At 44.2% G+C, this 24,134-nt stretch carries 25 protein-coding genes; 6 read left to right on the forward strand and 19 right to left on the reverse strand.

The window, feature by feature from the left end; translation table 11 throughout:
- Positions 1-147 precede the first annotated feature (147 nt).
- A complete protein-coding gene (locus tag NCCP2222_RS09210; protein WP_248511676.1) occupies positions 148-1,155 on the reverse strand; it encodes a GTPase in 1,008 nt (335 codons plus the stop codon).
- Between the two features lie 143 nt (positions 1,156-1,298).
- On the opposite strand from NCCP2222_RS09210, the gene NCCP2222_RS09215 reads away from it, so the two are divergent.
- Both NCCP2222_RS09215 and NCCP2222_RS09220 read left to right on the forward strand, forming a co-directional pair.
- On the forward strand, positions 1,299-1,745 hold the full coding sequence (locus tag NCCP2222_RS09215) for a hypothetical protein (protein ID WP_248511678.1): 447 nt from the start codon (positions 1,299-1,301) through the stop codon (positions 1,743-1,745).
- 171 nt (positions 1,746-1,916) lie between these two features.
- Positions 1,917-2,375 (forward strand): hypothetical protein, encoded by a 459-nt coding sequence (locus NCCP2222_RS09220; protein ID WP_248511681.1) that lies wholly within the window; start codon positions 1,917-1,919, stop codon positions 2,373-2,375.
- A gap of 113 nt (positions 2,376-2,488) precedes the next feature.
- Here NCCP2222_RS09220 and NCCP2222_RS09225 read toward each other — a convergent pair whose 3' ends face one another.
- The 12 genes from NCCP2222_RS09225 to NCCP2222_RS09280 form a co-directional block, all read right to left on the reverse strand.
- Positions 2,489-4,804 (reverse strand): DUF2339 domain-containing protein, encoded by a 2,316-nt coding sequence (locus tag NCCP2222_RS09225; protein WP_248511683.1) that lies wholly within the window; start codon positions 4,802-4,804, stop codon positions 2,489-2,491.
- Positions 4,805-5,136: 332 nt separating this feature from the next.
- Entirely contained in the window at positions 5,137-5,706 is a 570-nt protein-coding gene (locus NCCP2222_RS09230; RefSeq protein WP_248511685.1) for a manganese catalase family protein, read from the reverse strand.
- A 15-nt stretch (positions 5,707-5,721) separates the two neighbouring features.
- Positions 5,722-5,991, reverse strand: a complete 270-nt coding sequence (locus tag NCCP2222_RS09235; RefSeq protein WP_248511687.1) for a spore coat protein CotJB — start codon at positions 5,989-5,991, stop codon at positions 5,722-5,724.
- On the reverse strand, positions 5,988-6,101 hold the full coding sequence (locus NCCP2222_RS20930; protein ID WP_483882516.1) for a spore coat associated protein CotJA: 114 nt from the start codon (positions 6,099-6,101) through the stop codon (positions 5,988-5,990). The genes NCCP2222_RS09235 and NCCP2222_RS20930 overlap by 4 nt, the downstream gene beginning before the upstream one ends.
- A 174-nt stretch (positions 6,102-6,275) precedes the next feature.
- Positions 6,276-6,737, reverse strand: a complete 462-nt coding sequence (locus NCCP2222_RS09245) for a DinB family protein (protein ID WP_248511834.1) — start codon at positions 6,735-6,737, stop codon at positions 6,276-6,278.
- Positions 6,738-6,826: 89 nt separating this feature from the next.
- On the reverse strand, positions 6,827-7,750 hold the full coding sequence (locus NCCP2222_RS09250; protein WP_248511691.1) for an aminoglycoside phosphotransferase family protein: 924 nt from the start codon (positions 7,748-7,750) through the stop codon (positions 6,827-6,829).
- Between the two features lie 23 nt (positions 7,751-7,773).
- Entirely contained in the window at positions 7,774-8,214 is a 441-nt protein-coding gene (locus NCCP2222_RS09255; protein ID WP_248511693.1) for an alpha/beta fold hydrolase, read from the reverse strand.
- Positions 8,215-8,517: 303 nt separating this feature from the next.
- Entirely contained in the window at positions 8,518-9,033 is a 516-nt protein-coding gene (locus NCCP2222_RS09260) for a GNAT family N-acetyltransferase (protein ID WP_248511694.1), read from the reverse strand.
- A gap of 306 nt (positions 9,034-9,339) precedes the next feature.
- On the reverse strand, positions 9,340-10,740 hold the full coding sequence (locus NCCP2222_RS09265; RefSeq protein WP_248511695.1) for a SpoVR family protein: 1,401 nt from the start codon (positions 10,738-10,740) through the stop codon (positions 9,340-9,342).
- Positions 10,737-11,894: a sporulation protein YhbH gene (yhbH, locus tag NCCP2222_RS09270; RefSeq protein WP_248511696.1), complete on the reverse strand. Its 1,158-nt coding sequence runs from the start codon at positions 11,892-11,894 to the stop codon at positions 10,737-10,739. Before yhbH ends, NCCP2222_RS09265 begins: the two co-directional genes overlap by 4 nt.
- Before the next feature lie 185 nt (positions 11,895-12,079).
- A complete protein-coding gene (locus NCCP2222_RS09275; RefSeq protein ID WP_248511697.1) occupies positions 12,080-13,975 on the reverse strand; it encodes a PrkA family serine protein kinase in 1,896 nt (631 codons plus the stop codon).
- Between the two features lie 151 nt (positions 13,976-14,126).
- Positions 14,127-14,546 carry a DUF1801 domain-containing protein gene (locus NCCP2222_RS09280; RefSeq protein WP_248511698.1) on the reverse strand — a complete coding sequence of 140 codons (420 nt, stop codon included), beginning with the start codon at positions 14,544-14,546 and terminating at the stop codon, positions 14,127-14,129.
- Positions 14,547-14,726: 180 nt separating this feature from the next.
- Here NCCP2222_RS09280 and NCCP2222_RS09285 point away from each other — a divergent pair, with 180 nt between their 5' ends.
- A complete protein-coding gene (locus tag NCCP2222_RS09285) occupies positions 14,727-15,140 on the forward strand; it encodes a hypothetical protein (RefSeq protein WP_248511706.1) in 414 nt (137 codons plus the stop codon).
- Between the two features lie 124 nt (positions 15,141-15,264).
- Positions 15,265-15,672 carry a YugN family protein gene (locus NCCP2222_RS09290; RefSeq protein ID WP_248511708.1) on the forward strand — a complete coding sequence of 136 codons (408 nt, stop codon included), beginning with the start codon at positions 15,265-15,267 and terminating at the stop codon, positions 15,670-15,672.
- A gap of 34 nt (positions 15,673-15,706) precedes the next feature.
- Here the strand turns inward: NCCP2222_RS09290 and NCCP2222_RS09295 are convergent, their stop codons facing one another.
- The 5 genes from NCCP2222_RS09295 to argC form a co-directional block, all read right to left on the reverse strand.
- Entirely contained in the window at positions 15,707-16,936 is a 1,230-nt protein-coding gene (locus NCCP2222_RS09295; protein ID WP_248511710.1) for a CynX/NimT family MFS transporter, read from the reverse strand.
- A gap of 210 nt (positions 16,937-17,146) precedes the next feature.
- Positions 17,147-18,295, reverse strand: coding sequence for an acetylornithine transaminase (locus tag NCCP2222_RS09300; RefSeq protein WP_248511712.1), 1,149 nt, complete (start codon positions 18,293-18,295; stop codon positions 17,147-17,149).
- A complete protein-coding gene (gene argB / locus NCCP2222_RS09305) occupies positions 18,292-19,071 on the reverse strand; it encodes an acetylglutamate kinase (RefSeq protein ID WP_248511714.1) in 780 nt (259 codons plus the stop codon). Before argB ends, NCCP2222_RS09300 begins: the two co-directional genes overlap by 4 nt.
- Positions 19,034-20,260: a bifunctional glutamate N-acetyltransferase/amino-acid acetyltransferase ArgJ gene (gene argJ, locus NCCP2222_RS09310; protein ID WP_248511716.1), complete on the reverse strand. Its 1,227-nt coding sequence runs from the start codon at positions 20,258-20,260 to the stop codon at positions 19,034-19,036. The genes argB and argJ overlap by 38 nt, the downstream gene beginning before the upstream one ends.
- 21 nt (positions 20,261-20,281) lie before the next feature.
- Entirely contained in the window at positions 20,282-21,316 is a 1,035-nt protein-coding gene (gene argC / locus NCCP2222_RS09315; protein WP_248511717.1) for an N-acetyl-gamma-glutamyl-phosphate reductase, read from the reverse strand.
- Positions 21,317-21,515: 199 nt separating this feature from the next.
- Here argC and NCCP2222_RS09320 point away from each other — a divergent pair, with 199 nt between their 5' ends.
- Positions 21,516-22,295, forward strand: coding sequence for an SDR family oxidoreductase (locus tag NCCP2222_RS09320; protein WP_282570686.1), 780 nt, complete (start codon positions 21,516-21,518; stop codon positions 22,293-22,295).
- Between the two features lie 354 nt (positions 22,296-22,649).
- On the opposite strand, the gene NCCP2222_RS09325 is transcribed toward NCCP2222_RS09320, so the two are convergent.
- Positions 22,650-23,108 (reverse strand): GNAT family N-acetyltransferase, encoded by a 459-nt coding sequence (locus tag NCCP2222_RS09325; RefSeq protein ID WP_248511718.1) that lies wholly within the window; start codon positions 23,106-23,108, stop codon positions 22,650-22,652.
- A gap of 123 nt (positions 23,109-23,231) precedes the next feature.
- On the opposite strand from NCCP2222_RS09325, the gene NCCP2222_RS09330 reads away from it, so the two are divergent.
- Positions 23,232-24,134 (forward strand): DoxX-like family protein, encoded by a 903-nt coding sequence (locus NCCP2222_RS09330; RefSeq protein ID WP_248511719.1) that lies wholly within the window; start codon positions 23,232-23,234, stop codon positions 24,132-24,134.

A 24,134-nucleotide genomic window follows, 5' to 3' on the forward strand; every position in this document is an offset into this window, starting at 1 on the left:
AAAAAACTAGCATTAACTCTACTAACCTTGTCATATAAACATTCCTTTTTATTCGAATCATATGGAACTATATGAAAACATTAAGTTTTTTATTTTTTATCCACAAAGAAACCAACATCATTCTTCTGATGTTGGTTTCTTAATTACTTATTCATTCTTCATTTTCTTGGACCGTTTCAAAAACTTCTGGTAAATAGGTGTCAATGATTTAGGTGTCAGTTCGATATCGTTTTCGTGCGCATATTTGACTGCTTGTCCTAACGCAATTGTCATGGCACCTGCCACGCTGGCACCCGCCACCATACCTGCTCCGGGAATGATTTTGACAATCTGCCGAAATACCGTCTTTCCAATATTCCCAACGATCGTTGCGATAATCAGTTCCTTGGCATTATCTTTTGATATCGGCTTTCCATACAAAGTAGAGAGCTTGAGCATTAGGCTCACTTGCAGTGCGGTGAGCGGAACAAAATCCGATCCGGGAATCGGAACCGCTCCAATGGTTGCTGCCGAGGCCCCAGCCCCGAATATCCACCGATTCGCAACTGAAGATTTATCAGCCATGTTGGCGGCCATTAAAATGTCCTTTTTTTTTGACTCCAATATGTCCAGCACTTCTTTTTGGAGCAAGCCGATATTCTCACCGGTACGAGAGGAAATCGGTGTAACGACATAGTCGAAATCTGTATGCTGTTTAATATAGTTGACGAGTGTAGGAATATCATCTGCCGCGTCGATTTTATTGAGAACTAGAATTATATCCTTGTTCACTTTCGCAATTTTCTTCAATGAAGTAAGCTCTGTTTCAGATAATACGGTCCCCGCTGCATTCAGGAAAAACAAGATGACATCCGCCTCTTTATAAAACTTCATCGTTTCAGCAGAATGTTCGCTATAAATATCATCTAGACCTGGCGTATCTACAAAAATAATCTTCTCCCGGTACACAAACTTTTTAATCTCCTGGGTTTCACCGGGTTTCGCTCCCACTTGCGCCACTTCAGCGCCCATCAGCCTGTTAATTGTCGAGGACTTCCCTGCATTGACATCTCCTATCAATGCGATGAGAACTTCCCGCTCCAATTGATCATTAATTTCCTCTGATTTCTCTTTGAAGAGTTGATCAAACTCTTCATCCGAAAGCCAGTCCTTCATTCCAATCACCTTTTTCTTTGCTTGTTATGTACGTATACGATTCCCCATGTCAATTGGATTCACACTTTATTTTCTACTCTTTCCTGCATCCTCTGTAACTTTCTTTGGGCAATAAAGTCTAATGAACAAAAGGTGGTGTCATGATGGCAAGACAAATGTTCATCCTCATAAGTTTTCTAATCATCCTTATGCTGTTTGGCTGTCAGCAAACCGAACCGGTTCAACATCCCACGAATCAGCTCCCAACTATGAAAGTACGAATCGGTGAAGAGACTTTTAGTACTGCAAGGGGAGGTTATTGCTGGACGGACGGAAATCAATCCGAATGTACTGATGCTTCCGGAAATCCGTTTGATTATGAAAATAGCGCACCACCAATCGAAGCAGAACCAGGGAGCGAGTTCGAACTACTCTTCTCTGAAACGCCATCCTCTATTTCGGTAGACTGGGTGAATAATCTTGAACACGAGACGCTTTCAGAGCGGTCCTCATTCTCCACTCCTTCTAAACCTGGAACATATGGATATTCCGTTCACGCAAATTGGAATCAGGGAGATGTGACATTTCATTTTATCTTGCTTATCAAATGATTTGAGCCGAATGTCTTTTGTAACGGGTTTGAGAAAACAATAACAACAGCGTGTTAGGATATGAATCGTTGATCCTTTGTTTGCTGTTGCAATATGTTATTCGGCAGTGTCTGCTACTACTCTATAAGACGAAAACCAACACTAAATGTAAATTTTACAGTCGAGGAGGAGTTGAAAATTAGGAAAATTGCTGTCATAGCATCATTTTTAGCTATAGGAATACTATTTGCAGCTAGCTCTGAAAAAGATAAAAAATTTCCAAATAACAACAACCAAGAAATGGTTGAAGAAGAAGGAGAATTAACGAGAGCTGAAGTTCAAGAAGTGAATGAGGAAGAAAATCCGGTGGATGTAGTGACAATCACTGACCCCTCCAAATTAAATAAGATTAAAAAATCTTTTCAAAATGTAAAGTGGGAACCAAATGTACAAGCAGAAATGGCAAGGGAACAAGATGTAATCGTTACACTGTTTTATTCTACCGATAAAAACACTCCCGAGAGACGTTATGAATATCGAATTTGGTTTGAGGTTAAAACAGCTACCATTATCAGCAATAAGGAAAGTGAAGGCTTCGGCAGCTTAGATTGGGAAAATACTCAAAACCTTAAAAATGCCTTGGCAAATTAATTTCTTTATTTTACAAGAAAGCGCTCATAAAAAAATCTGAGCGCTTTTTCTTGGTTTTATAAAGCTATTTAACTGTTGAAACATATGCAATCAAATCAGTCTGAAGCACTTGCTTAGGGGGTTGTCGACTCATCCTTCAATAAGGTCCTTGAGTAAAGCAAGCCGACAATACCGACGACAATAAATAAAATGGCACGGATGAATAGTGAGATGCTTGCCATATCAACGATGAACAGTTTGAGCAGGCTAAACCCGACTATAATTGCCCCAAGAATTTTGACAACCTTCCAATTCATGACTTTTCCGATGCTGAAAGAGATGAACGCAAAAGCCATTAGCAGGAATGTATGAACAAAAAGGATGTATTCCCATTCCCACTCGTAGCCGAACGCAATCGTTAAGTACCATTTATTCAAGAAGATAAAATACAAGACTTGCATTGTGACAGCCAATGCCGGAACTACCTTTTTGAACCGCTCAGGCTTGAAATAGAATTTCCCTTTTAAGATTGTCCGGAACAGATAGGATAAGCAAATGACGTAGACTATCTGGACAAACAGATTCAACCATAATCCATCAGTATTTGAGAAGTTCGTCAAGTTAAACAACAAGACAAACAATCCCAAAAGGAGTAATTCAATGACTGCCGCATGCGCCAAATAAATTCCGCGATGCCATTTAACAAAACTGAACGTGATAACCATTGCGATTAAAAAAGCAAAGAAAAAGATATGCATGCTAGTTACCATATTAAAATCAAATGCAGTGATCAACAAGTTTGCCATATAACCGACATAGATGAGCAAAACCAACTGTCCTGCAATGAAACTGATGTTGAGTAGCTTTTCTTGCCCCTTCAAGATGGAAGGTACATTCTGAGTCAATGAATAAAAAATTAAGACGATCGTATAGATAAAAATGGCCCAAATGAGATTTTCGATGGATACAAATGAATCAATATGGATTACGGTTAAAACCGCCAGCGCCACGATACTATAAGCAAAAGCTCCGATGACCATCAAACGGATGGTGTCGAACCGAATACCAAGCCAAAGTCCGAGTGTTGCAATAACAAGCATCAGCGTCAATTGAATGAGTGGTTCATCCAACCGGAATGAGAGAACCATTACGCTCGCAGCTATGATCGAAATTGCAGTAAAGATGCTCATTCCAAGGTTTTCACCCTTTTTGTAAGCGATTGCCGCTAGTATGCTGTAGAGTACAACTAAGAATCCATAGACAGCCAAACGCAATTCATACTCTAAAATCGCTACCCAAAATAACATAACGGCCGCATTGGCATAGAGCATAATTTCACTAGATACTGCTTTTTTGCTGAGCCCTCTCATATACGACACAAGCAACACAATGTGTTGAACCAAAACGGTGAGCACGATGATATTCTTGTCGACAAAGAGGATATTCATAACCGTAAAGATGACGAGCGTCAGGTGGTACAAACTAAAGGAGACATAGAACGAATACGTATGCCCCTGCTTCAATGAAATGTAGAACAATGAGATAAACAACAATAACAGATAGATGGCGAACTGAATTGTGGTCGCATTCGTGTCCTCTAATAGGAAAGGAAGAAGAAAACCCGCGATGGCAGAGAACATCGTCAGCGTTTCGGATTTGAGTCGGCTAGATAACCAAAGGCCTGCAGCAATATAAGCGACAGCAATTAGGAATGCCACGATGTATGGAAAATACCCATAGAGATGATGTGCAGCAAATGTAGTTAATATGCCGAGTGCGATAAAACCACCTAATAATGTGAGCCCAAACGGAGCACGGGAGTTTTGAATGTTTCTCATTCCTGCATAATAGAGAAGTGCTGTTCCGGCATAACCAAGGAGAATGCGCACCCAATCCGTTATCCAACCATTATCAAACGCAACTTTCAGTCCCCACAGGACACCTAACAGCAAGATGAACATAAAAACTCTTGGCAGCCAAAGACCGAGCATTCTTTCTAAATTGAAATCCGACTTCTCCGGCTTTTCGGCTGGTTGCGCCTGTGACTGAGTGAGCATTTCAGGCGGTTGCATTTCCGTTGATGATACGTTCTGTGGTGAAATTCCAGTTAGCCGTCCTGGCCCTGAATGCACAGTTTCCCCATGGATCTCTTCTGAAACTGGTTCAACGGCCTTCTCGTGAGTCTCCAACGGAACAGATGGTTGGTTATGCATGATGTTTACAGGTTCTGCTGACTTGGCTAGTTCTACTGGTTCCGCTGACTTAAATGATTTTACCCGCTCTTCTAGTCCCGTTGGTTCTGCTGGTTGGAGTGGATCTTCTGCTTCGACTGGTTCTTCTGCTTCGATTGATTGACTGCTTTCCTTCTCAGCCAATTCTTTTTTTAAGTGCAGTAATTCCTCCTCCAACTCAGACATTCTTTTTTGAATCCCATCGAAATCCTTGGACAATTGTTACACCCCTTTACTGTGTAGTTAACATGTCTGCTGATGACCGTACATATCATTGAAAAAGTGAATAGAGAACGTTTAGCCGAACTCTATAAAATGGCTGAAATTATTGTATCACAATCTTCCAATTTATTATGTTATTAACTAACAAACTAGTATTTTAGTAACTGCAATTGTTCTGCATCACATTCTAAAAGCATGTTTGAAGTGAGTCAGCCAACCATACTAAATGACTAGTAAACTTTCGAAATCGCCATATACATAAAAAATGTGCAGACAATTGATAGCATTGTCTACACTAAGGGCTTTTTTATCATAACCGAAGACTATGGTTAGAAAAACTTCTTCCGGTCCCGTTCTTCTTTTAAGATTTCAACCGATTCTCTAAATCTCAGAGAATGTACATTTTCCCGCTCGCGCAAGAAACGCAGCGAATCGTTTAGCGATGTATCATCTGACACATCAATGATCCATTGGTAAGTGGCTCTGGCTTTCTCTTCTGCTGCGATGTCTTCATAGAGGTCCGCTATTGGGTCGCCCTTTGCTTGGATATAGGTTGCGGTGAAAGGAACATTACCAGCATTCTCATAAAAAAGATCGTGCCCATGGTTTACAAAATGCGCACCGAGACCAGCTTCCACCAATTGTTCAGGTGTTGCGTCTTTTGTCAGTTTATATATCATCGTTGCAATCATTTCAAGATGAGAAAATTCTTCCGTGGCAATATCATTTAACACACCGATTACCTTGTCAGGAACCGTATAACGCTGATTCATATACCGAAGTGCAGCAGCAAGCTCCCCGTCCGCACCTCCATATTGCTCCATTAAATACCTCGCTAGCTTTGGATTGCATGTGTCCACTTTGACCGGGTAAAGTAGTTTCTTTTCATAAACCCACATATCGGTCCCCTTTCTTCACCTTTGCCATGGCCATGGAGTCTGATTCCAACGCCAGCCGGCTTCAATTGCCTGTTCAGTCGGGATGGAAGCCAGAGAGAGCGGACCGTATCGACTTTCGTACTGATGCCTGATCTTTGAAGCCCGCTTGATCGCCTCTCTCCACTGATCCAAGGCATCCTGATCGTCGGGATGAGTGTCAGTATAGAGGGTTAATTCCACAACGACAAAATCAGCTTCCTGCAGTTGCAGCATCAGTGCGCGTTCCTCTTCAAACGCAGGATTCACGATATTCCCTCCTCCCGTGAAAATCCATCAACTAAAGCTGGCCAAAGAGAACCTTGGAATAATGCTTGAGCCGGGGTATATTGCGGAAGACCCGGCGGCTGGAAATTCATGAAAACTTGGGGAGGCAAGACAAACTTCTTAACGAGAATCGGTGGACAAGGATCTAAAGGTGAAACATAGGGCCTGTAACTTCCCCGGAAAGACGGGTGCTCCAAATCATCACTCCTCACGCTATCGTATGCAGGCAGTGCATGTCTGATTCACCCGCCCAAGCTGCGGACAATCTAATTTTTTACTTTGCTCATCATCTTTTTAATGATCCTAATTTGGCCCCGGTGGCTTAGCTCGTCCTCAAAGACATGGAACCATTTGAAATAGTTATTGGCTGGGAGATCCCACCAAAACGACTGCTGTTCAAATAGCCAGGAATCTGGCAATTTCTTAAATGTCTCGATGGTGTGCTGTCTTGTTTCTTCCAAGGCAGCCAAATAGTACTCGATTGAATTTCCTTTTATCTGTTCACGGGCTGGCGCTCCTAAATCCATGGCGGGATTCACCAATTGAATATCCTCCTCCGTAAAATCCCGGTTTTCAAATGTCATGATTTGATAAGCCTTTTCCACAGACACCATATGGGCAAGCAGCATGCCGATCGAATTGGCATCATCGTCATATAAATAATCAAGTTCTTCTACCGTCAATCCTTGTACTTCGTCTAACGTTGTATCCCTTGTATAATTCATCATGGAAACCAGCTTGCTGAATTCTTCAGTTAATCCATCTTTTTTATCAATCAATAATAGAGTTTCATCTTTCAATTACGTTCTCTCCTTTTTTATAAAGTGATCGCATTGATCCGCTTTTCTTCAAGCAACTCATTGAACCAGACAGCGCATTGATAAGTATCTTGCCAATCGGACTGATCTTCTATTGCCCAGCAGGCATATAAGGTAGACAAACCAACAGCAGTTTCCAGCAACCGGATTTGATCGATGTGCAATTCCTCACTGATGCGATTGACGCGGTACTCAAGCAGCGTACGAGGATCCGGTTTCTCCATCAAATGATTGATCATAAACGAAACCAAATCGAAGCATGGATCACCGCCTACCCCTTTCGGATCGATTGCTAACCAGCCCCGCTCCTCAGAATAGAGGATGTTCTCATGATGTAAATCGCCATGCAGAAGCTCATGCCGCTCGGGTTCCTCCATGTTTTTATAAATATATTCCTGAGCTCTGTTAATAAATTCTATCGGAATTTCCTGATTGCCGTTTGCCTGAGCTGCATAAGTAGTCAACGAACCCGCCCAATCTGTAATCATTGGGATCTGACGTTCAGTCGGTAATTCCCGGCGTATCGCTTTCCATGTATCTAGAAAAATACGGACGACTTCTTCTTCGTCTAGCAGATCCGATAGCATCGTACCCGGCGATAGTCTTTCGAGAAGCATAACCCCTTCCTCCCGGTCCGCCTTTACTAATCTCGCACATCCCTTTCCATCGTACTGCCGGACGGTATCCATCTCATTCCGGCAATCAAAATTGGGAACCCCTAGTTTCAAGACGAAAGGCTGTCCCTGCGTATCCTCAACGAACAGTACGTAATTATAGGATAAATTCGTAAACGGCCCTTGGATGGTCAATCCCCATTGTTTCGCATAATGAGCGACTTTCTCAGGTAGTGCTGCGAGCCATTTTTCACCTTCTTCCCGAAAACAACCAATAATTTTTTGTTGGAACTCAACAGGTATATCCATAAAAATTTTTCCACCTCTCGTAATTAGGTTGAAGCTATTTTGTTTATAAAGCTCTCAACAATTTTTGAGTAGAGCAATGGCTGGTCTTGGTGCACAAGGTGGCCGGCAAAAGGAAGAACCGCTACATGAAAATTTTCGTTCCTCTTTGGGTACTCGATAACTCCCATTACTTCATGCGCTTTGTCTTCGCCTACCAGAAGAAGAGAAGGGCACTGAATGGAGTGAATCTCGCCAGTTTCCTCAAAAGGATACCAATCCGTTTCGATTGATTCCTTTAAAAATTTCTTCCAATCGGACAGATGCAGCTGACTAAAGTATTGGACAATCTGCTCGTCCAAAAGCATAGCCACTTGGTTGGCTGCATCTTTTTCACATAAGACATTCCAATTATCCGGTCTTGTTGACGTGATGCCTGAGATAATCAAGCTGCTTAATCGGTCTAAATGAATCTTGGCGAACTTCAATCCGATTAACGCTCCTAACGAACATCCAATCAGATGCGCTTTTTCAATTCCTAAGCTATCATTCCTAAGCTATCCATTGTTTCGATTAAATCAGTGACACTATCGGAAAAGTAAGTGGAGAACGCTACATCTTGTACATAAGATTTCCCGTGGCCCCGCAAGTCCGGAGCATAGACTTTGTAGTGTCCCTTAAAATATTCTTGCTGAAATAAAAAATCCGTCTGTCCAGTTTGTAATCCGGTATGCAGAAAAACCAGAGATTCCTTGCCATCACCAGAGACGGTGAAGTGCAAGCGCATCGTATTACCCTTTCTGCATCAAAATGCGATGATCCTTCCAACCATATGCAATCTCCAGGAGCTCTTCCCCGCTAATCGTAATAGTTGTACTGTCGATGACCTCACCGCCGAGACGCTCATAAAATTGCTTGGAAGGATTCTTATCCAACACCCAAACGAGCATGGAGGTAATACCCATTTGGTCCAACTCTTTTGATATCGCCCTAACGAGCTCGGAGCCAATGTTCTTTCCTTGTGCTTCCTCCAGCAAATAAATTGCATACAATTCACCGGTATAATCAGCATATTTCCCGGATCGTTCTTTTCCACCTGTCGCAAACCCGACAATCTTCCCATTTTCATCCTCAGCGACATATAATGGATTACCTCCGATCGCCCGGTTCCACATTTCGGCACGCTCTTCATACGATAAACTTTCAAGATAGGAATCCGGAACAATTCCTTTATATGTTGTGCGCCAACTGTCGACATGCACAGTCGCAATCCCTTCTGCATCTCCCTGCTGAGCTTTCCGTATCATCAACTCGCCCCCTTTCTTTCCATCTATTTCTAGTTTACAATACTTTCATAATAAACAGAAGAACAGCACGATTATTTGTTGTCGGCCGCTTCAGCTCGGATATCGGCCAACCATCAGCAGTGACCGTACATACTGCTACCAGAATCATTCACTTTGCCTAGTTATTTTTTTTGCGCCGAAAGTTCTTTTAACACAAACCAAAAAGACAGCTTCTCGATCTGAAACGAACGAGATGCCGCCTTTGTGTAGCATTCCAAGTCATATGGTCAATTCCCTCTTTCAATCAGCAATCGATCCCATCTTATCTTAGGCATACCGCCGATGTATTTTCTTGCCGTCATATGAAAAGACGAGCTGCTTATCATCGACATACGTTTCTAGATGGACAATGCGTCCCCATAACTGATGTATATAGGGAAGGACATTTTCAAGGTATTGAAAATCAAGTTCCAATCCTTCATAACGGTGCACCAAATAGAGTTCTCCGTTTCTAACATAGTCACCATCCTGGACGACGATATATGGAAATCCACCGTTCACGCGGTTCGCAACAATTTGGTCCCGAACGGCTTCATATTGTTTGTCTGTAATTTTGTATTCATTGCCGCTCTTTTGAAAGATATAAAGATCTTCTTGTTTCATTAAATCCTTTGTTAAAAAGTTTCGGATGAAAGAGATATCAGAATCCATTTCCCTCACTTGAAAGATCTTTTCTCGTCCTGAATTAGGCTGGATGCCTAGCTCTTTCATTTCCTCTGTTGGATGATCAAATCGCTTTTCAATATCCTCAAATATCTTTAATCCTAAATGATAGGGGTTGATTGATGTTTTCGAAGGCTGTATCACATTGGCGTTCAGAGTGGCAAACTCTATCGTTTCATCAGAGTCTAAATCTAATTCCCTCATGATCCGCTGATGCCAGAAGGTGGCCCAGCCTTCGTTCATAATTTTTGTCGACAGTTGCGGCCAAAAATAGAGCATTTCCTCTCGCAGCATCGTCAATATATCCCGTTGCCACTCCTCCAGCTCATCGCTGTATTGCAGGATAAATAACAGAAGATCTTTTTCCGGTGCTGGTGGGATGCGCTTTCGTTTTGGACTTTTCGTTCTCGGTTGGATTGTTCGGCGATCGAGTGCCCAAAGATCATCATATGGGGTGATCACTTTCACCTCATTCTCCTCTTCCTCTTCATCCAGCAGATCGATGTTTTTCATTAAGGAGGGATCGATATGCTCTTGGATGGCGAGGACGGCATCGAGAAAACGCTCGACTTCTTCTTTTCCGTGTACCATTTCATACTGTGCGATCCGTTCAGCGGTCGCTGTCATACTTTCCACCATGTCCCGCCGGGTGTTCGAAAAATGTACGTTGTTCTTGAAAAAGTCGCAGTGGGCGAGCACATGGGCAACAATCAGTTTGTTTTGAATCAAGCTATTTGTATTAAGCAAAAATGCATAGCAAGGATTCGAATTGATGACGAGTTCATATATTTGGCTGAGTCCTAAATCATATTGCAGCTTCATCTTATGAAATTGTTTTCCAAAGCTCCAGTGGGTGAACCGGGTCGGCATGCCGTAGGCTCCAAATGTATAGATAATATCAGCTGGACAAATTTCGTAACGCATAGGGTAAAAGTCGAGTCCGAAACCGGTTGCAATCTCCGTGATTTCATCTATTGCCCGTTCCAAATCCTTAAATGGCTTCATTCGGACCCCTCCTCCCTTTTCTTGAAAAAGCGCTTCAATGCGAAATAGACGTCGGCCTGCTCCTTCACGACATAATGCTGGAATTTCGGATTGTTTATTTTTTCATAGGAGTTCATCAGGGTGGAATATCTGCTGTGTGTATTGATTTCACCGTACCCAAACAGGTTTGACACCGCCATGAGTTCATCCACAAGTTGTACGCATTTTGTATTATCCGACGACATATTTTCCCCGTCTGAAAAATGAAAAGGATAAATATTATAACGTGCTGGAGGGTATTTCGCGCGGATTAATTGTAACGCTTTTGCGTATGCGGTTGAACAGATCGTGCCGCCCCCTTCTCCTTTGGTGAAGAACTCTTCTTCCGTCACCACTTTTGCTTCCGTATGATGAGCTATGAATTCGAGCTCCACTTGTTCATATTTCGTACGCAAAAAGCGGGTCATCCAGAAAAAAAAGCTGCGGGCTACATATTTCTCAAACTTGCCCATCGATGCACTCGTATCCATCATCATAAGAACGACTGCCTTGGAATGGGGCTTTTGAATTTCATTCCATGTCTTAAAACGCAGGTCATCCTGGTGAATCGGCGCAATGGCTGCACTGCCTTTCATGGCATTACGTTTTATCGCTGTTAATAGGGTCCGTTTCTTATCAATATTGCCGATGAGACCCTTCTTTCGGATGTCATTAAATACGATCGTATCAACGGTGACGTCCGCCTGCTCCTTCGGCTCCATTGCAGGCAGCTCCAATTCCGAAAACAAAGCCTCTTCTAGTTCTGCAACTGAAATCTCCGCTTCATAATAATCAGTGCCGGGTTGATCACCCGCCTGTTTGCCAGTGCCTGCGCCGCCTTTTTTTCCATCCTTCGCGACTACATCCCCGACTTTGCTCTCGCCATCTCCTTGGCCTACATGCTTTCCTTTTTCATGGTTATACCTTATTTTATATTCATCCAATGAACGGATCGGAATTTTGACCGTTTTGCGGCCGTCCGACAAGATAATACTTTCCTCGCTGATCAAGTCAGGCAAGTTATTACGAATCGCCTCTTTTACTTTATCCAGATGACGTTGCTGATCCGTATGACCTTTCCGATGGAGAGTCCAGTTTTCCTGAGAAACGACGTAGCTCTTCTGATTTTCGTCCATATCATCTTCACCCCATCTTATGACCGATTGTTTCCTTCATCATATGCAAAACGAAACCGGTAATTGACCAAATTAACAGAAGAACGAAAATCCTGCCTTGCTTGTCCTGAAACCATAAATACACCTGGCTGACCATTTAGAACATAAAAAACAAGGCTGCCTTGCACAGCCTTGTTTGAGTATTCTTATCGATTTAATAAGCTGCCGACATAACGCAGCAATTCATTGGCAGAAACCGAATTGTATCCATAATCATCGATGAGGCGCGCCACCACTTCATTGATCTTTTTCAACTGGGATTCATCCGGCGTGGCAGAGGACGTGGTAATTTTCACGACATCCTTCAAATCGGCGAATAACTTTTTCTGTATTGCTTCGCGCAGCCGTTCATGTGATTGGTAATTAAATCGCTGTCCTTTTCTCGCATAAGCGGAGATACGGATCAGAATCTCTTCCCTGAATGCCCGCTTCGCATTTTCGGAAATGCCAATCTGCTCTTCGATGGACCGCATTAATTTTTCATCTGGATTCATTTCTTCCCCGGTTAACGGATCTCTGATCTTATGTTTATTGCAGAACGCTTCCACGTTATCCAAATAATTATCCATTAATGTTTTTGCGGATTCTTCATACGAATACACAAACGCTTTTTGCACTTCTTTCTTCGCGATTTCATCGTATTCCTTCCGTGCAATGGAAATGTAATTCAAGTACGCTTCCTTCGCCTCTGATGTAATGGAGGCATGTTGGTCGAATCCATCCTTCAACGAACGAAGGACATCCAGTGCATTAATGGAAGGCACTTCTTTCCGGATAATCGCCGACGAAATCCGGTTAATGACGTAACGCGGATCAATGCCATCCATGCCTTCATTCGGATATTCTTTTTTCAACTCTTCCAGATCGTTAATATTGAAGCCTTCAACATTTTCCCCATCATATAGTCGCATCTTTTTCACGATGTCGATCCCTTGTTTCTTAGAAGCCTTCAGCCTCGTCAGGACAGAAAATATGGCTGCCACGCGCAATGCATGAGGCGCAATATGGACGTGCGCCATGTCGCTTTCGCGAATCATTTTATCGTAAATCCGCTCTTCCTGGCTGACCTTCAAGTTATACGGGATCGGGATTACGATAATCCGGGAATGCAAGGCCTCATTTTTCTTATTGGAAATGAAAGCGCGATACTCCGTCTCATTCGTATGTGCCACAATCATTTCATCTGCACTAATCAAGGCGAAACGGCCTGCTTTAAAATTCCCTTCCTGTGTCAGTGATAACAGATGCCACAAAAACTTTTCATCGAGCTTCAGCATTTCTTGAAACTCCATAATGCCCCGGTTCGCTTTATTCAACTCTCCATCGAACCGGTACGCTCGAGGGTCGGATTCAGAACCGAATTCTGCAATGGTTGAAAAGTCAATGCTGCCGGTCAAGTCGGCAATATCTTGGGATTTAGGATCGGAAGGTGTGAATGTCCCAATACCAACCCGTTTATCTTCGGAGAAGAATATTCTTTCGACTAGAACATTTTCAATCCTGCCATCATACTCCTGTTCAAGACGCATGGTGTTCAGCGGCGATAAACTTCCCTCAATCCGGATGCCGAATTCCTCATAAAATTCTTCACGCAGATGGTTCGGGATCAGGTGGAGCGGATCCTCGTGCATCGGACAACCTTTTATCGCAAAAACAGCGCCTTCCTCTGTCCTCGAGTATTCTTCAAGCCCTCGCTTCAGCATCGTGACAATAGTCGATTTCCCACCGCTGACTGGACCCATTAACAATAAAATACGTTTTCGGACATCCAATCGTTTGGCCGCGGGATGAAAATATTCCTCCACCAATCTTTCAATCGCCTCATCCAAACCATAGATCGCATCATCAAAAAAATGATATTTCGTGAGCCCTTTCTCTTTCGTAGAGCCAAAGCTGTTAATCATATGATAAACGCGAGAATGTGACGTCTGTGCTACTTCCTTCCGTTCTTTCAACAGGTCAAGATACTCGGCAAACGTCCCTTCCCATTTCAGCTGATCCTCTTCCTCACGGGCCTGTTTCACCTTGTTTAAGATATCCATAATGTCCCCCCCAGTTGGAGCATGGTTTCCATTAGTCTATGCATACAACAGCCCGATGATGTACAAATCGATAGATCCTCACGGTAGGAGATAGACTTGACATAAAAATAGGCAGCCCCAGGATGAGAGGCTGCCAATCTAGTTTTCATTTTTACTCCGGATAAAGATCTTGCAGAAACTCAACTGATTGTCTGATCAATTTTCGCAGGATCTCCTCATCGATATCGTCTACCTTATTAATATAGACACACGCTTTCCCGGCTGTATGTTTACCGAAGTGCTGGAGCAAATGATCCCTATTCGGATCTCCGGTCGCAAAATACAAGCTAATTTTTGCTTTCCGCGGAGAGAAGCCAACAAGCGGCGCATCCCCTTCATGACCGGTGTCATACACATAATGGTAGCTGCCAAATCCGATGATGCTCGGTCCCCACATTTTCGCTTTGAACCCTGTTGTGTCTTGAAATAGATCCAGCAGCCGATACGCATCAGCCTTTTTCTTCGGGCTTTCCACTTGCTCAATAAATTCAATGACAGACTGGTCCGTTTCTTTCGTCTTTTGTTCATACATAGAAGGCTTCTCTCCCTTCATTTTGATTCATCATAGCATACATTTCCATCTGAATCTCTCCCGCTTAGTCATTTTATTCTGACAAAGCACCATGGTTGACCTGTCCATTTAGGGAAATTACACTAGACGAGTCCCTTTTCTATTGGAGTAGGGGAAATTATTTTGCAAAGGAGCACAACGATGAAAAAATTAGTAACTTCTATGCTTTGCATCCTCCTATTAGCGGCTTGCAGCACGAATGATTCTAAGAACGAGCCTGATACTGAAAAAAATCCTGCTGTCGAAAGTCCATCTGCTAACGACACAACGAATGAAGCAAATGCAGATGCTGAGGATACAGCTGCAGACAATGAGCCAAGCTCAACAGACAACGAATTGGCATCGTATGATGAATACGAGACGATTGCATCTACGATCGACCTTGACACCAACAAAGGTATCGTGGAAACCGATAACGAAGGAAACCGTGTCATTTTATTTGAAGACGCCAATGGAAAAAAAACATACAAAAGCATCTTCACAAAACATGATCGCTTTTTGAAGATCATTGACCTAACTACTGATCAACTATTGTTTAAAGATCGGCTCAACTAAACGCAAAGCTTGAAACGTTCATGGCGTTTCAAGCTTTTTGCATATAGAAGTAAGTGTACGAATAGATAGTATAGCCACGCCACTAGATGTAAACCATAAATGTAAAGAAAGGAGCTGACTTTACATGTTGGAATTGCACACTGGCATCGAAGGCCTGCAAGCACATTTTGGGCCGACAATGGATTTAATTAGCGACTTGGGATATAAATTAGGCGGCGGCTGGGATTACGACGGCGGCTGTTTTGATTCGGTCCTCTGGAGAGAGGGCGGTGAGACGATTTACTTGCGCATACCTTTCCATGTAAGCCATGGCGAACTCGATCAGTATCATACTTCGATCGTTTTCCGTACTCCATATGTTATCAAACATGTAGTCAATATCGGCTTGGACCGGGATGCAAGCTCGCTGACTACAGCGACTTTCAATCAATTCCAAGATCCTATCGACAAAGATGCGGAAATCCGTGACAAAAGTAGATGGGAAGAAGCTGGCGAACAAGCGGTTGAGGAAGTCATTACTTTATTGCAATAAAAACAAGAGCATGGAATTCCTTCCATGCTCTCTTTTAATTCATATTATTCGCCTGTACATATTCGTTTTTTCCAGCCTTCAATCCGGAAAGGAGGATAATGAACGAAGCGATAAGTAATACAACTAATGACACGGACCAACTTCCCGTTACGTCATGTAGTGAACCGAACAAGACCGGACCGATTGCCGCAAGCAAGTATCCGAAAGATTGTGCCATTCCCGACAACTCCGCTGCTTCCACTGGTGTATGTGTCCGAAGCGTAAAAAACATCATGGCCAAGCCAAAAGATGCGCCGCCGGCTATTCCTGTGATGATCATCCATAGCGGTACCAAACTGGATCCATCGAAGAGGATTCCACCGTACCCGATCAAGTAGAGCAGCACAATGATGATTACGATCAGCCGCTGGTCCTTTACCTTGCCTGCAACAATGGGGATGATGAACGTCATTGGCAACTGGGCAATTTGCAAAAGAGACAGCATCCAGCCGGCTTGGCCCGCGTCAAGCCCTTGGGATTTAAGCACTTCAGGCAACCATGCCGATGTCGTATAAAACAGAAGGGACTGCAATCCCATGAACAGTGTAACCCCCCATGCGACCGGCGAACGCCATAGTGACGCTGGCCGTTTCGTCCTTGAACTCGGAAGGGATGGAGTTGCGTTTTTGCTGCGTTTTAATTGCGGAAGCCAAATAAGGATCGCAAGCCCTGTCAGAACGGCCCAGACGCCAAGCGCTCCCTGCCAGCCATACGATGTCTTTTCTAAGATCGGTACGCTTAATCCGGAAGCGAAGGTAGCCGAAATATTCATGGAAACCGAATAGATTCCTGTCATTAAACCGATTTGGAGCGGGAAGCTCAGTTTCAGAATAGCGGGAAGCAGTACATTACCGAAGGAGATAGCGACGCCAATTAAAAATGTCCCTGTAAAGAGGAATAGAATGTTCCCTGCTGAGCGCAGCAAAATACCTGCCGTTAAGAGACAAAGTGAAAAGAATAATGTCGTTTCCATGCCAAAGCGGCTGCTCACTTTCGGAACGAGCGGTGAAATGAGTGCAAAGGCTAGAAGAGGTATCGTTGTGACAAAACCTGCCACTGCGTTTGGAATCCCTAAATCATCACGAAGAGGTGCAATAATCGGTCCTACCGAAGTGAGCGGTGCCCGAAGAGTGGCTGCTATACAGATGATACCGAGGATTAATAGCCAGCTGGTCCGCTTGTAGGTTAGTTTTTTTGAAAGATGTATCGTTTGTTCCCTTTCCAATCAATCCACCTCCTTTTATTAGATTTCAAAAGACATAAAGAGCATTTACAAAATCAAACTTGTTGCCCCTCAAATGATTGCTTTAAAATGATAGCATACATCGAACCATAAAAAAACGGATTCCAAAGTACTTGGAACCCGTTAATTAATGGAACAAAAATGTCCCCTCTTTGAATAGCGATTCTCTGAACGCCTTAATTCAAGTGTTGTTTATGATACAGTTGCCTTCTCCTTCAGTACGGAACAGAGGATGTCAACTGCTTCGTCGATTTCCTCTATAGATACCGTCAATGGCGGGAGCAGCCTGATCACAGTCTGCCCCGCTTGCACAGCAAGCAATCCTGATTCCTGCAATTCCTCAATAAGAGGACCGACATCGATTCCGCAATCAACTCCGACTAACAGGCCTCTACCTCTGAGTTGGAATGGACTATCTTGAAACACTTCCTGCAGCCGTTTCTGTAAATAAATCGATTTCATGTTCACTTCTTCCAAAAATACTGGATCGAAAATATGGTCGACAACTGCTTGTGCGACTCGAACCGCTAATGGATTACCTCCGAATGTCGTGCCGTGTGTGCCGGGACCGAAGGCAGCCACAAGTTCATCGGTCCCTGCCATCGCGCCAATCGGGAATCCTCCGCCTAGTCCTTTCGCAAGTGTCAGGATATCCGGTTTGAGCAAAGTTTGTTCATAAGCAAAACGGGTACCTGTTCTGCCAATCCCCGTTTGGACTTCATCGACGATTAACAAAATTCCTTTATCGTGACAAATATCGGTGATCATCTTCGCGAAGTCAGGTGTGATTTCATTCACTCCTCCTTCGCCCTGGATCACCTCCAGCATGATGGCAGCAACTTCCTCCGTCGCAGCGGCGGTTAAGCTCTCGAGGTCATTGAATGGCACAGTGACGAAAGAAGGCAACATCGGACCGAATCCCTGCTTTACCTTTTCCTGCCCTGTCGCCGCCATCGCCCCAAATGTCCTGCCGTGAAAAGAGTGTTCAAACGTAATGATCGAATGCTTGCCAGTATATTTTCTTGCCAGTTTCATCGCCGCCTCATTCGCTTCCGCTCCACTATTGCAAAAGAATATCCGGCTCAAATGAGTGTCCTGCAAGATGGAAGCGGCAAGCCTTTCCTGCTCGGGACTTTCGAATAAATTGGACACATGCCATAATTGCTGGCTTTGCTCCCCTAACGCTTTGATTAACGCAGGATGGCTGTGTCCGAGGCAGTTGACCGCAATGCCGCTAATAAAATCCAAATAGGATTTGCCGTCAGAATCGGTTACGACGGTACCCTTTCCTTCCACTAAATGAATGGGGCGTCTGGCATAGTTCGGAAACAAATGGCTCAACTGAAAACCTCCTCCGCTTCAATAACAGTTCCGACGAGATGCTGATCTGTTATGCGAACGGAAGGAATGCCTTCCTGAATACAATCAAGCGCCGCTTTTACTTTCGGAATCATGCCGCCGTATATGTCCTCGGTCTCGATCCACGTAACAATTTCCCCGACTGTCGCGCGGCACTGGACATTGCCTTCAATTTTTATTCCTGGCGTATCCGTCACGAGAAGCAGACTTTCCGCTCCGACTGCCAGCGCGACTTTACTAGCGACCGTATCCGCATTAATATTCAACGTCTTACCGCATTCAGTGGAACCGATGCAGGAAAAGACCGGAACGACACCGATACCAATAAATTGGTCAATCAGTTGTTTATTGACAGACTTGATGTCGCCGACAAATCCATATTTGTCTTTATTCAAATAGCCGCAAGTAAATAATTTACCGTCAAATCCATTCAGCCCGATTGCCACAATTCCTTCCCGGTTCAGTTGATGGACAAGAAGCGGGTTAACTGCTCCGACCAATACATTCCGGACGATATCTGCCGACCTTTCACAAGTCACACGAATCCCTTCCGAAATAGTTGACTGTATTTCATTTCTCGCAAGCTCCGCGTTGATGGCGGGACCTCCCCCGTGGACAATGATGATGTCATACCCTTCCGCTTGAAGCCGTTTAAAGTTGGTAAAGAAATGGCCGCTCAGACCGCCGAGCATGCTGCCTCCTAATTTGATGACGATACGCTTACGATCGGTACGTTGCATTGATTTGGACATAGTCATACGTCAAATCACACCCCCACGCTGTGCCTGTTCCTGCTCCTGCATGTAAATGAATGGATATCTTCACTTCTGGCTGTTTCAAATAATCAGTAAGCTGTTGTTCCGAAAAGAGGACCGGTTCTCCCGCTTTGACGACATACGTCGATCCGATTTGAATGTCGATCTTTTCCGGATCGATCACCGCACCGCTATAGCCAACCGCCGCAATAACACGTCCCCAGTTCGCATCACAGCCAAAAACCGCTGTTTTCACTAATGGAGAACCGACCACGGTCTTTCCAATTTTCCGTGCCTCTACGTCATTTATTGCTCCGGTCACTTCCACTTCGATCAACTTCGTTGCGCCTTCCCCATCCTTGGCGATCATTTTAGCCAAGTCTTGCGCAACCGCGTGCAATGCCTGCATAAATGCCTCCCAATCCGGATGAAGCGGTGTCAGCGTTTCATTCTCAGCGAGCCCATTTGCAAGCGCGATCACCATATCATTTGTCGACGTATCTCCGTCAACCGTAATGGCGTTAAATGTCCGGTCCGTGACAGATGCCAGTGCCTGTTGAAGATGTTTTGACTCAATTTTGGCATCCGTTGTAATGAATCCAAGCATGGTCGCCATATTCGGTTCAATCATTCCTGAACCTTTCGCTGTTCCTGCCACGATGACTTCCTTCCCATCGATTTCCGTTTGATAGGCAATGTTTTTCGTTACTGTATCTGTCGTTAAGATTGCTTGAGAAAATTGAATGGATCCTTCTAAACTGGCAGTGGGCTGGAGCATGTCAATTCCCGCAAGCAACGTCTCCATCTTCAGCTTTTCTCCGATCACACCCGTCGAAGCGACTCCGACGAGCTGTGGATCAATTCCTAGCTTTTCGGCCGTTTTCTGCTGCATAGCGTATGCGTCTGCCAACCCTTGTTTTCCTGTGCAGGCATTGGCATTGCCTGAATTGATGATGATCGCTTGCATTTTTCCAGTTTCATAGACGACTTGTTTCGTCACCTGCAAAGGAGCCGCCTGGATCTGGTTCGTTGTAAAAACGCCTGCAACACTGGCGGGGATTTCACTGACAAGTAAAGCCAAATCATTTTTCTTATGCTTCAGTCCGCAATGCACACCGACAGCTTGAAACCCTTTAGGTGAGACGATATTCCATTTTGAAATCCGCTTGATTTGTTGAACAGTTACTGTCATACAATCCCCTCCGAATGTTTTTTAAATAAATAAAGGAACGCCCGTCAATCCGGCTGTTTCCTTATAACCACATTGGATATTCATATTTTGAATTGCCTGGCCCGCGGCTCCCTTCACCAAGTTATCGATAACAGAAACGATTGTTGCCCTATTCGTCCTTTCATCTACTCTTACGTGGATATCGCAGTAATTGGAGCCATACACTTGATTCGTCCCCATGACGGCCGCTTCCCGAATGATTCGTACAAAGGGGTTGCTTTCATATGCAATTTCAAGACAGTCAAACAAATCCGACTCTTGCATATTTGCCGTGATTGGCGCATAGCTTGTCGCCATAATGCCGCGCGTCATTGGAACAAGATGCGTCGTGAACGTGATGGGTGAAGAAGCCTTGGCAAATTGGCCAATCGCCTGCTCGATTTCCGGGATATGCTGGTGTTCATGCAATTTGTATATCGAGAGGTTTTCATTCGTCTCGGCAAAATGAGTTATTCTGCTAAGCGTATTGCCGGCTCCCGATACACCGCTTTTCGCGTCGATAATGATAGAATCCCCGCCGATGACCCCTTCTTTTAGCAATGGCAGCAAAGAGAGCAAAACTGCGGTAGGATAACAACCCGGATTTGCGATTAGCTGAGCTTCAGAAATGGCAGTTCGGTTCCATTCCGTTAATCCGTACACACTGGCTTCAAGCATTTCCTCCGTGGCAGGCTGTTTTTTATACCAGTGACTATAATCATCCGGATTTTTTAATCGAAAATCTCCCGACAGGTCAATTAACTTCGGTTTTTTCCCAAGCAAAAAAGGAAAAAGGGTACTCGTCACCCCTGCCGGCGTACTGGCGAATACAATATCCATTTCCGCTAACACTTCCAAGTCAATCGAGTGAAGCGGCACATCGTATAGCCCCTTCAAATGTGCATACTTGGCAGAGTAATTCACGCCTTCTTCAGAAGAAGTGAATAAACTGATTTGTTTAACCTCCGGATGCCCGTGGAGCAGACGTATCAGTTCGACTCCACCGTAACCCGTCGCACCAATGATTCCAACCTTCAACACCCTCACCCCTTTTGTGATTATGATTAGTATACTTATGCATAAATATAAAGTCAACTGTATTTTTATTAATTTTGTAAACTATTTCATTTTACCTGGGCTAACATCTTGTTTTGCATTCAAGCGGATTATGATATAATCTTTTTATTACTTGGTACTAATAGAAGGTGATAGTTTATCGCCGAATCAGGAGGTCATTATGGAGGATTTGCTGAAGCTGAATGGGAAAAATATTGTCGTCATGGGTGTGGCAAATGAACGGAGCATCGCATGGGGCGTCGCAAAATCGCTTTTCGACGTAGGGGCGAATGTGATTTTCACGTACCGGAAAGAACGGTCATTAGCAAAGCTGGAAAAAGCATTAGAGAAAGCTGGCTTAGAACCAAAAATGATCGTCCAATGTGATGTGAACGAAGATGAAAGCATTGAACATGCCTTCACATTAATTGGCGAAACATTGGGCACGATCCACGGGGTAGTTCACTCCATTGCATTTGCACATGCCGAAGACTTGCATGCAGATTATATAAATACATCTAGAAGCGGTTATGCATTCGCTCAAGATTCCAGCTCATATTCACTTGTTGCCACAGCACGGGAGGCCCGCCGTTTCATGACAGAAGGCGGTTCTATCATTACAATGAGTTATTTAGGCGCTGAACGCGTCTTGGAAGGATACAATGTGATGGGTGTCGCAAAGGCTGCACTTGAAGCATCGGTCCGCTATCTGGCGAGCGACCTCGGTAAGGACGCCATCCGCATCAACGCCATTTCAGCTGGGGCTGTTCGTACCCTGTCTGCGAAAGGCGTTCCGTCCTTCAACACAATTCTTGGTCAAATTGAAGAACGCGCACCGCTCAAGCGCAATATTACAAACGAAGAAGTCGCCAAAATGTCCATCGCCATGCTAAGCGATCTATCTTCTGGCGTGACAGGCGAAGTCATTTACGTGGATGCAGGCTATCACATTATGGGATAAAAGGAGTCGGCAGGGATAGTATATTCCTGCCGATTTTTTGTTGATTTAATTCTGTGCGGGCGCTTGCTTCCAATTAACTTCAACTGAACGCCATTAAATCAATTTGAACGCCAATAACTCCGGATGAATGCCAATAAATGGAGCGGGCTCCTTTTTGGCACGGTCACCTTGCTATTTGGCGCATTATCTTTTTATTTGGCGCAGTCTTTTTCTTTATTTGGCGCGTACTCCTAGCTATTTGGCGCAAGATGCACTTTATTTGGCGCGGTTCTAAGCTTTCTGATGCATGCTCACTCCCTAACCAAATCCTCTAAAGTCTTAACAACTGATTTCTTATGAACATCACTGTTCTCTTTACAGCAAATCTAATGGATACACCATGCTGATTTCTTCCTCATCGACTTCGCTGGTGTGTTGAAAGCCTGCACTTTCGTATAGCTTGCATGCCACTTCATCTTCTTCGTGATAACAAAGGGTGATCGCCTCATACCTCTCTTTCTTTCCAACAAAAGACATCCACTCCTGCAGGGCGGCTTTGCCATAGCCCCTGCCTTGATATTGTTCTCCAATCATGAACTGATCCAGCACACAATAGATCTTTCCGTTTTCTTCATAGTCCCGCTGCATCAGCAGACCTACGGGTAATTCAGCATAATAGATCGCGTAGACATGACTGTTTTGGTTTCGAAAAGCGTATGCCCTCGCCATGATGGTGACGTTCGGAGCGACAAACTTGCTCTGCTCTTGCCTCACCTTCAATGAATTAAATATACGCCAATTGTCTGGTGTTATCTCCCTAAAATGAATGGTCATCCTTTCCCCTCCCCCCTACTGCTTATCTATTATTTTACTGGTTCCCGTGGAGGAGTCTAGCACAGGGTAGAAAACTAGTAACTTCGTAGAGCTTTTTTCGTCTTAATTAATGAGGTGAACGAAATGAAAAGTAAACCGATATACGTGGAAATCCATATAGAGGCTGATGTGGATGCAGTTTGGAAAGCGTCCCAGGACCCGTATCTACATTCCCAATGGGATTTGCGCTTTTCTTCCATCACTTATTTGCCGAGGAACGATGGCGAGCCCCAACTGTTTACCTATGAAAGAAAGGTTTTGCCCTTCTTTTCCGTACAAGGATGGGGGAAGAGCTCCGGTGTGTCGAATCAACTGGACGGCAGCCGTTCTTCTGCACTTCATTTCGGGACCGAGCAATGGTTTTCTCCGATTAAAGAAGGCAAAGGGTACTGGAAGTATGTACCTGAAAACGATGGTACGACATTTTTAACGCAATATAACTATGATGCTGCCTTCGGCAAAGCAGGAACGGTTCTTGATACATATCTCTTCCGGCCGGTAATGGGCTGGGCGACCGCCCTCAGTTTTGACGTGTTGAAAAAATGGCTGGAGAAAGGCGAATCGCCGGCTTCCCAATATTTACGTTTTTTCACTGCGTATGGCCTTTCTATTTTCTTCGCATTTATTTGGATGTATCAAGGTCTTCTGCCAAAGCTGATTGGAATGCACCCTGAAGAGCGTTCCATGATGGGTTCCGCGTTGCATCTGAGCGACGCCCAATCGGCAAAGGCAGTGTTCGTGATTGGTATAATGGAAGTTTTATTCGGTCTTTTCTGGCTTGTTTATCGAAGAAAAAGGCGCCTATTTGCTTTGCAGTTAATCGTTTTTCCACTTCTGACGATTGGCGCCATCCTATCCAGTCCGGGAATTGCGATTGATCCATTCAATCCCGTCACATTCAATCTAGCATTATTTGTCTTAACATGGATTGGATATGCCAACAGCGATCATTTGCCTACTGCTACCACATGTAAGAGAAAGCGGTGA

The organism is Sporosarcina sp. NCCP-2222 (assembly GCF_023168145.1).
Classification (GTDB): domain Bacteria; phylum Bacillota; class Bacilli; order Bacillales_A; family Planococcaceae; genus Sporosarcina.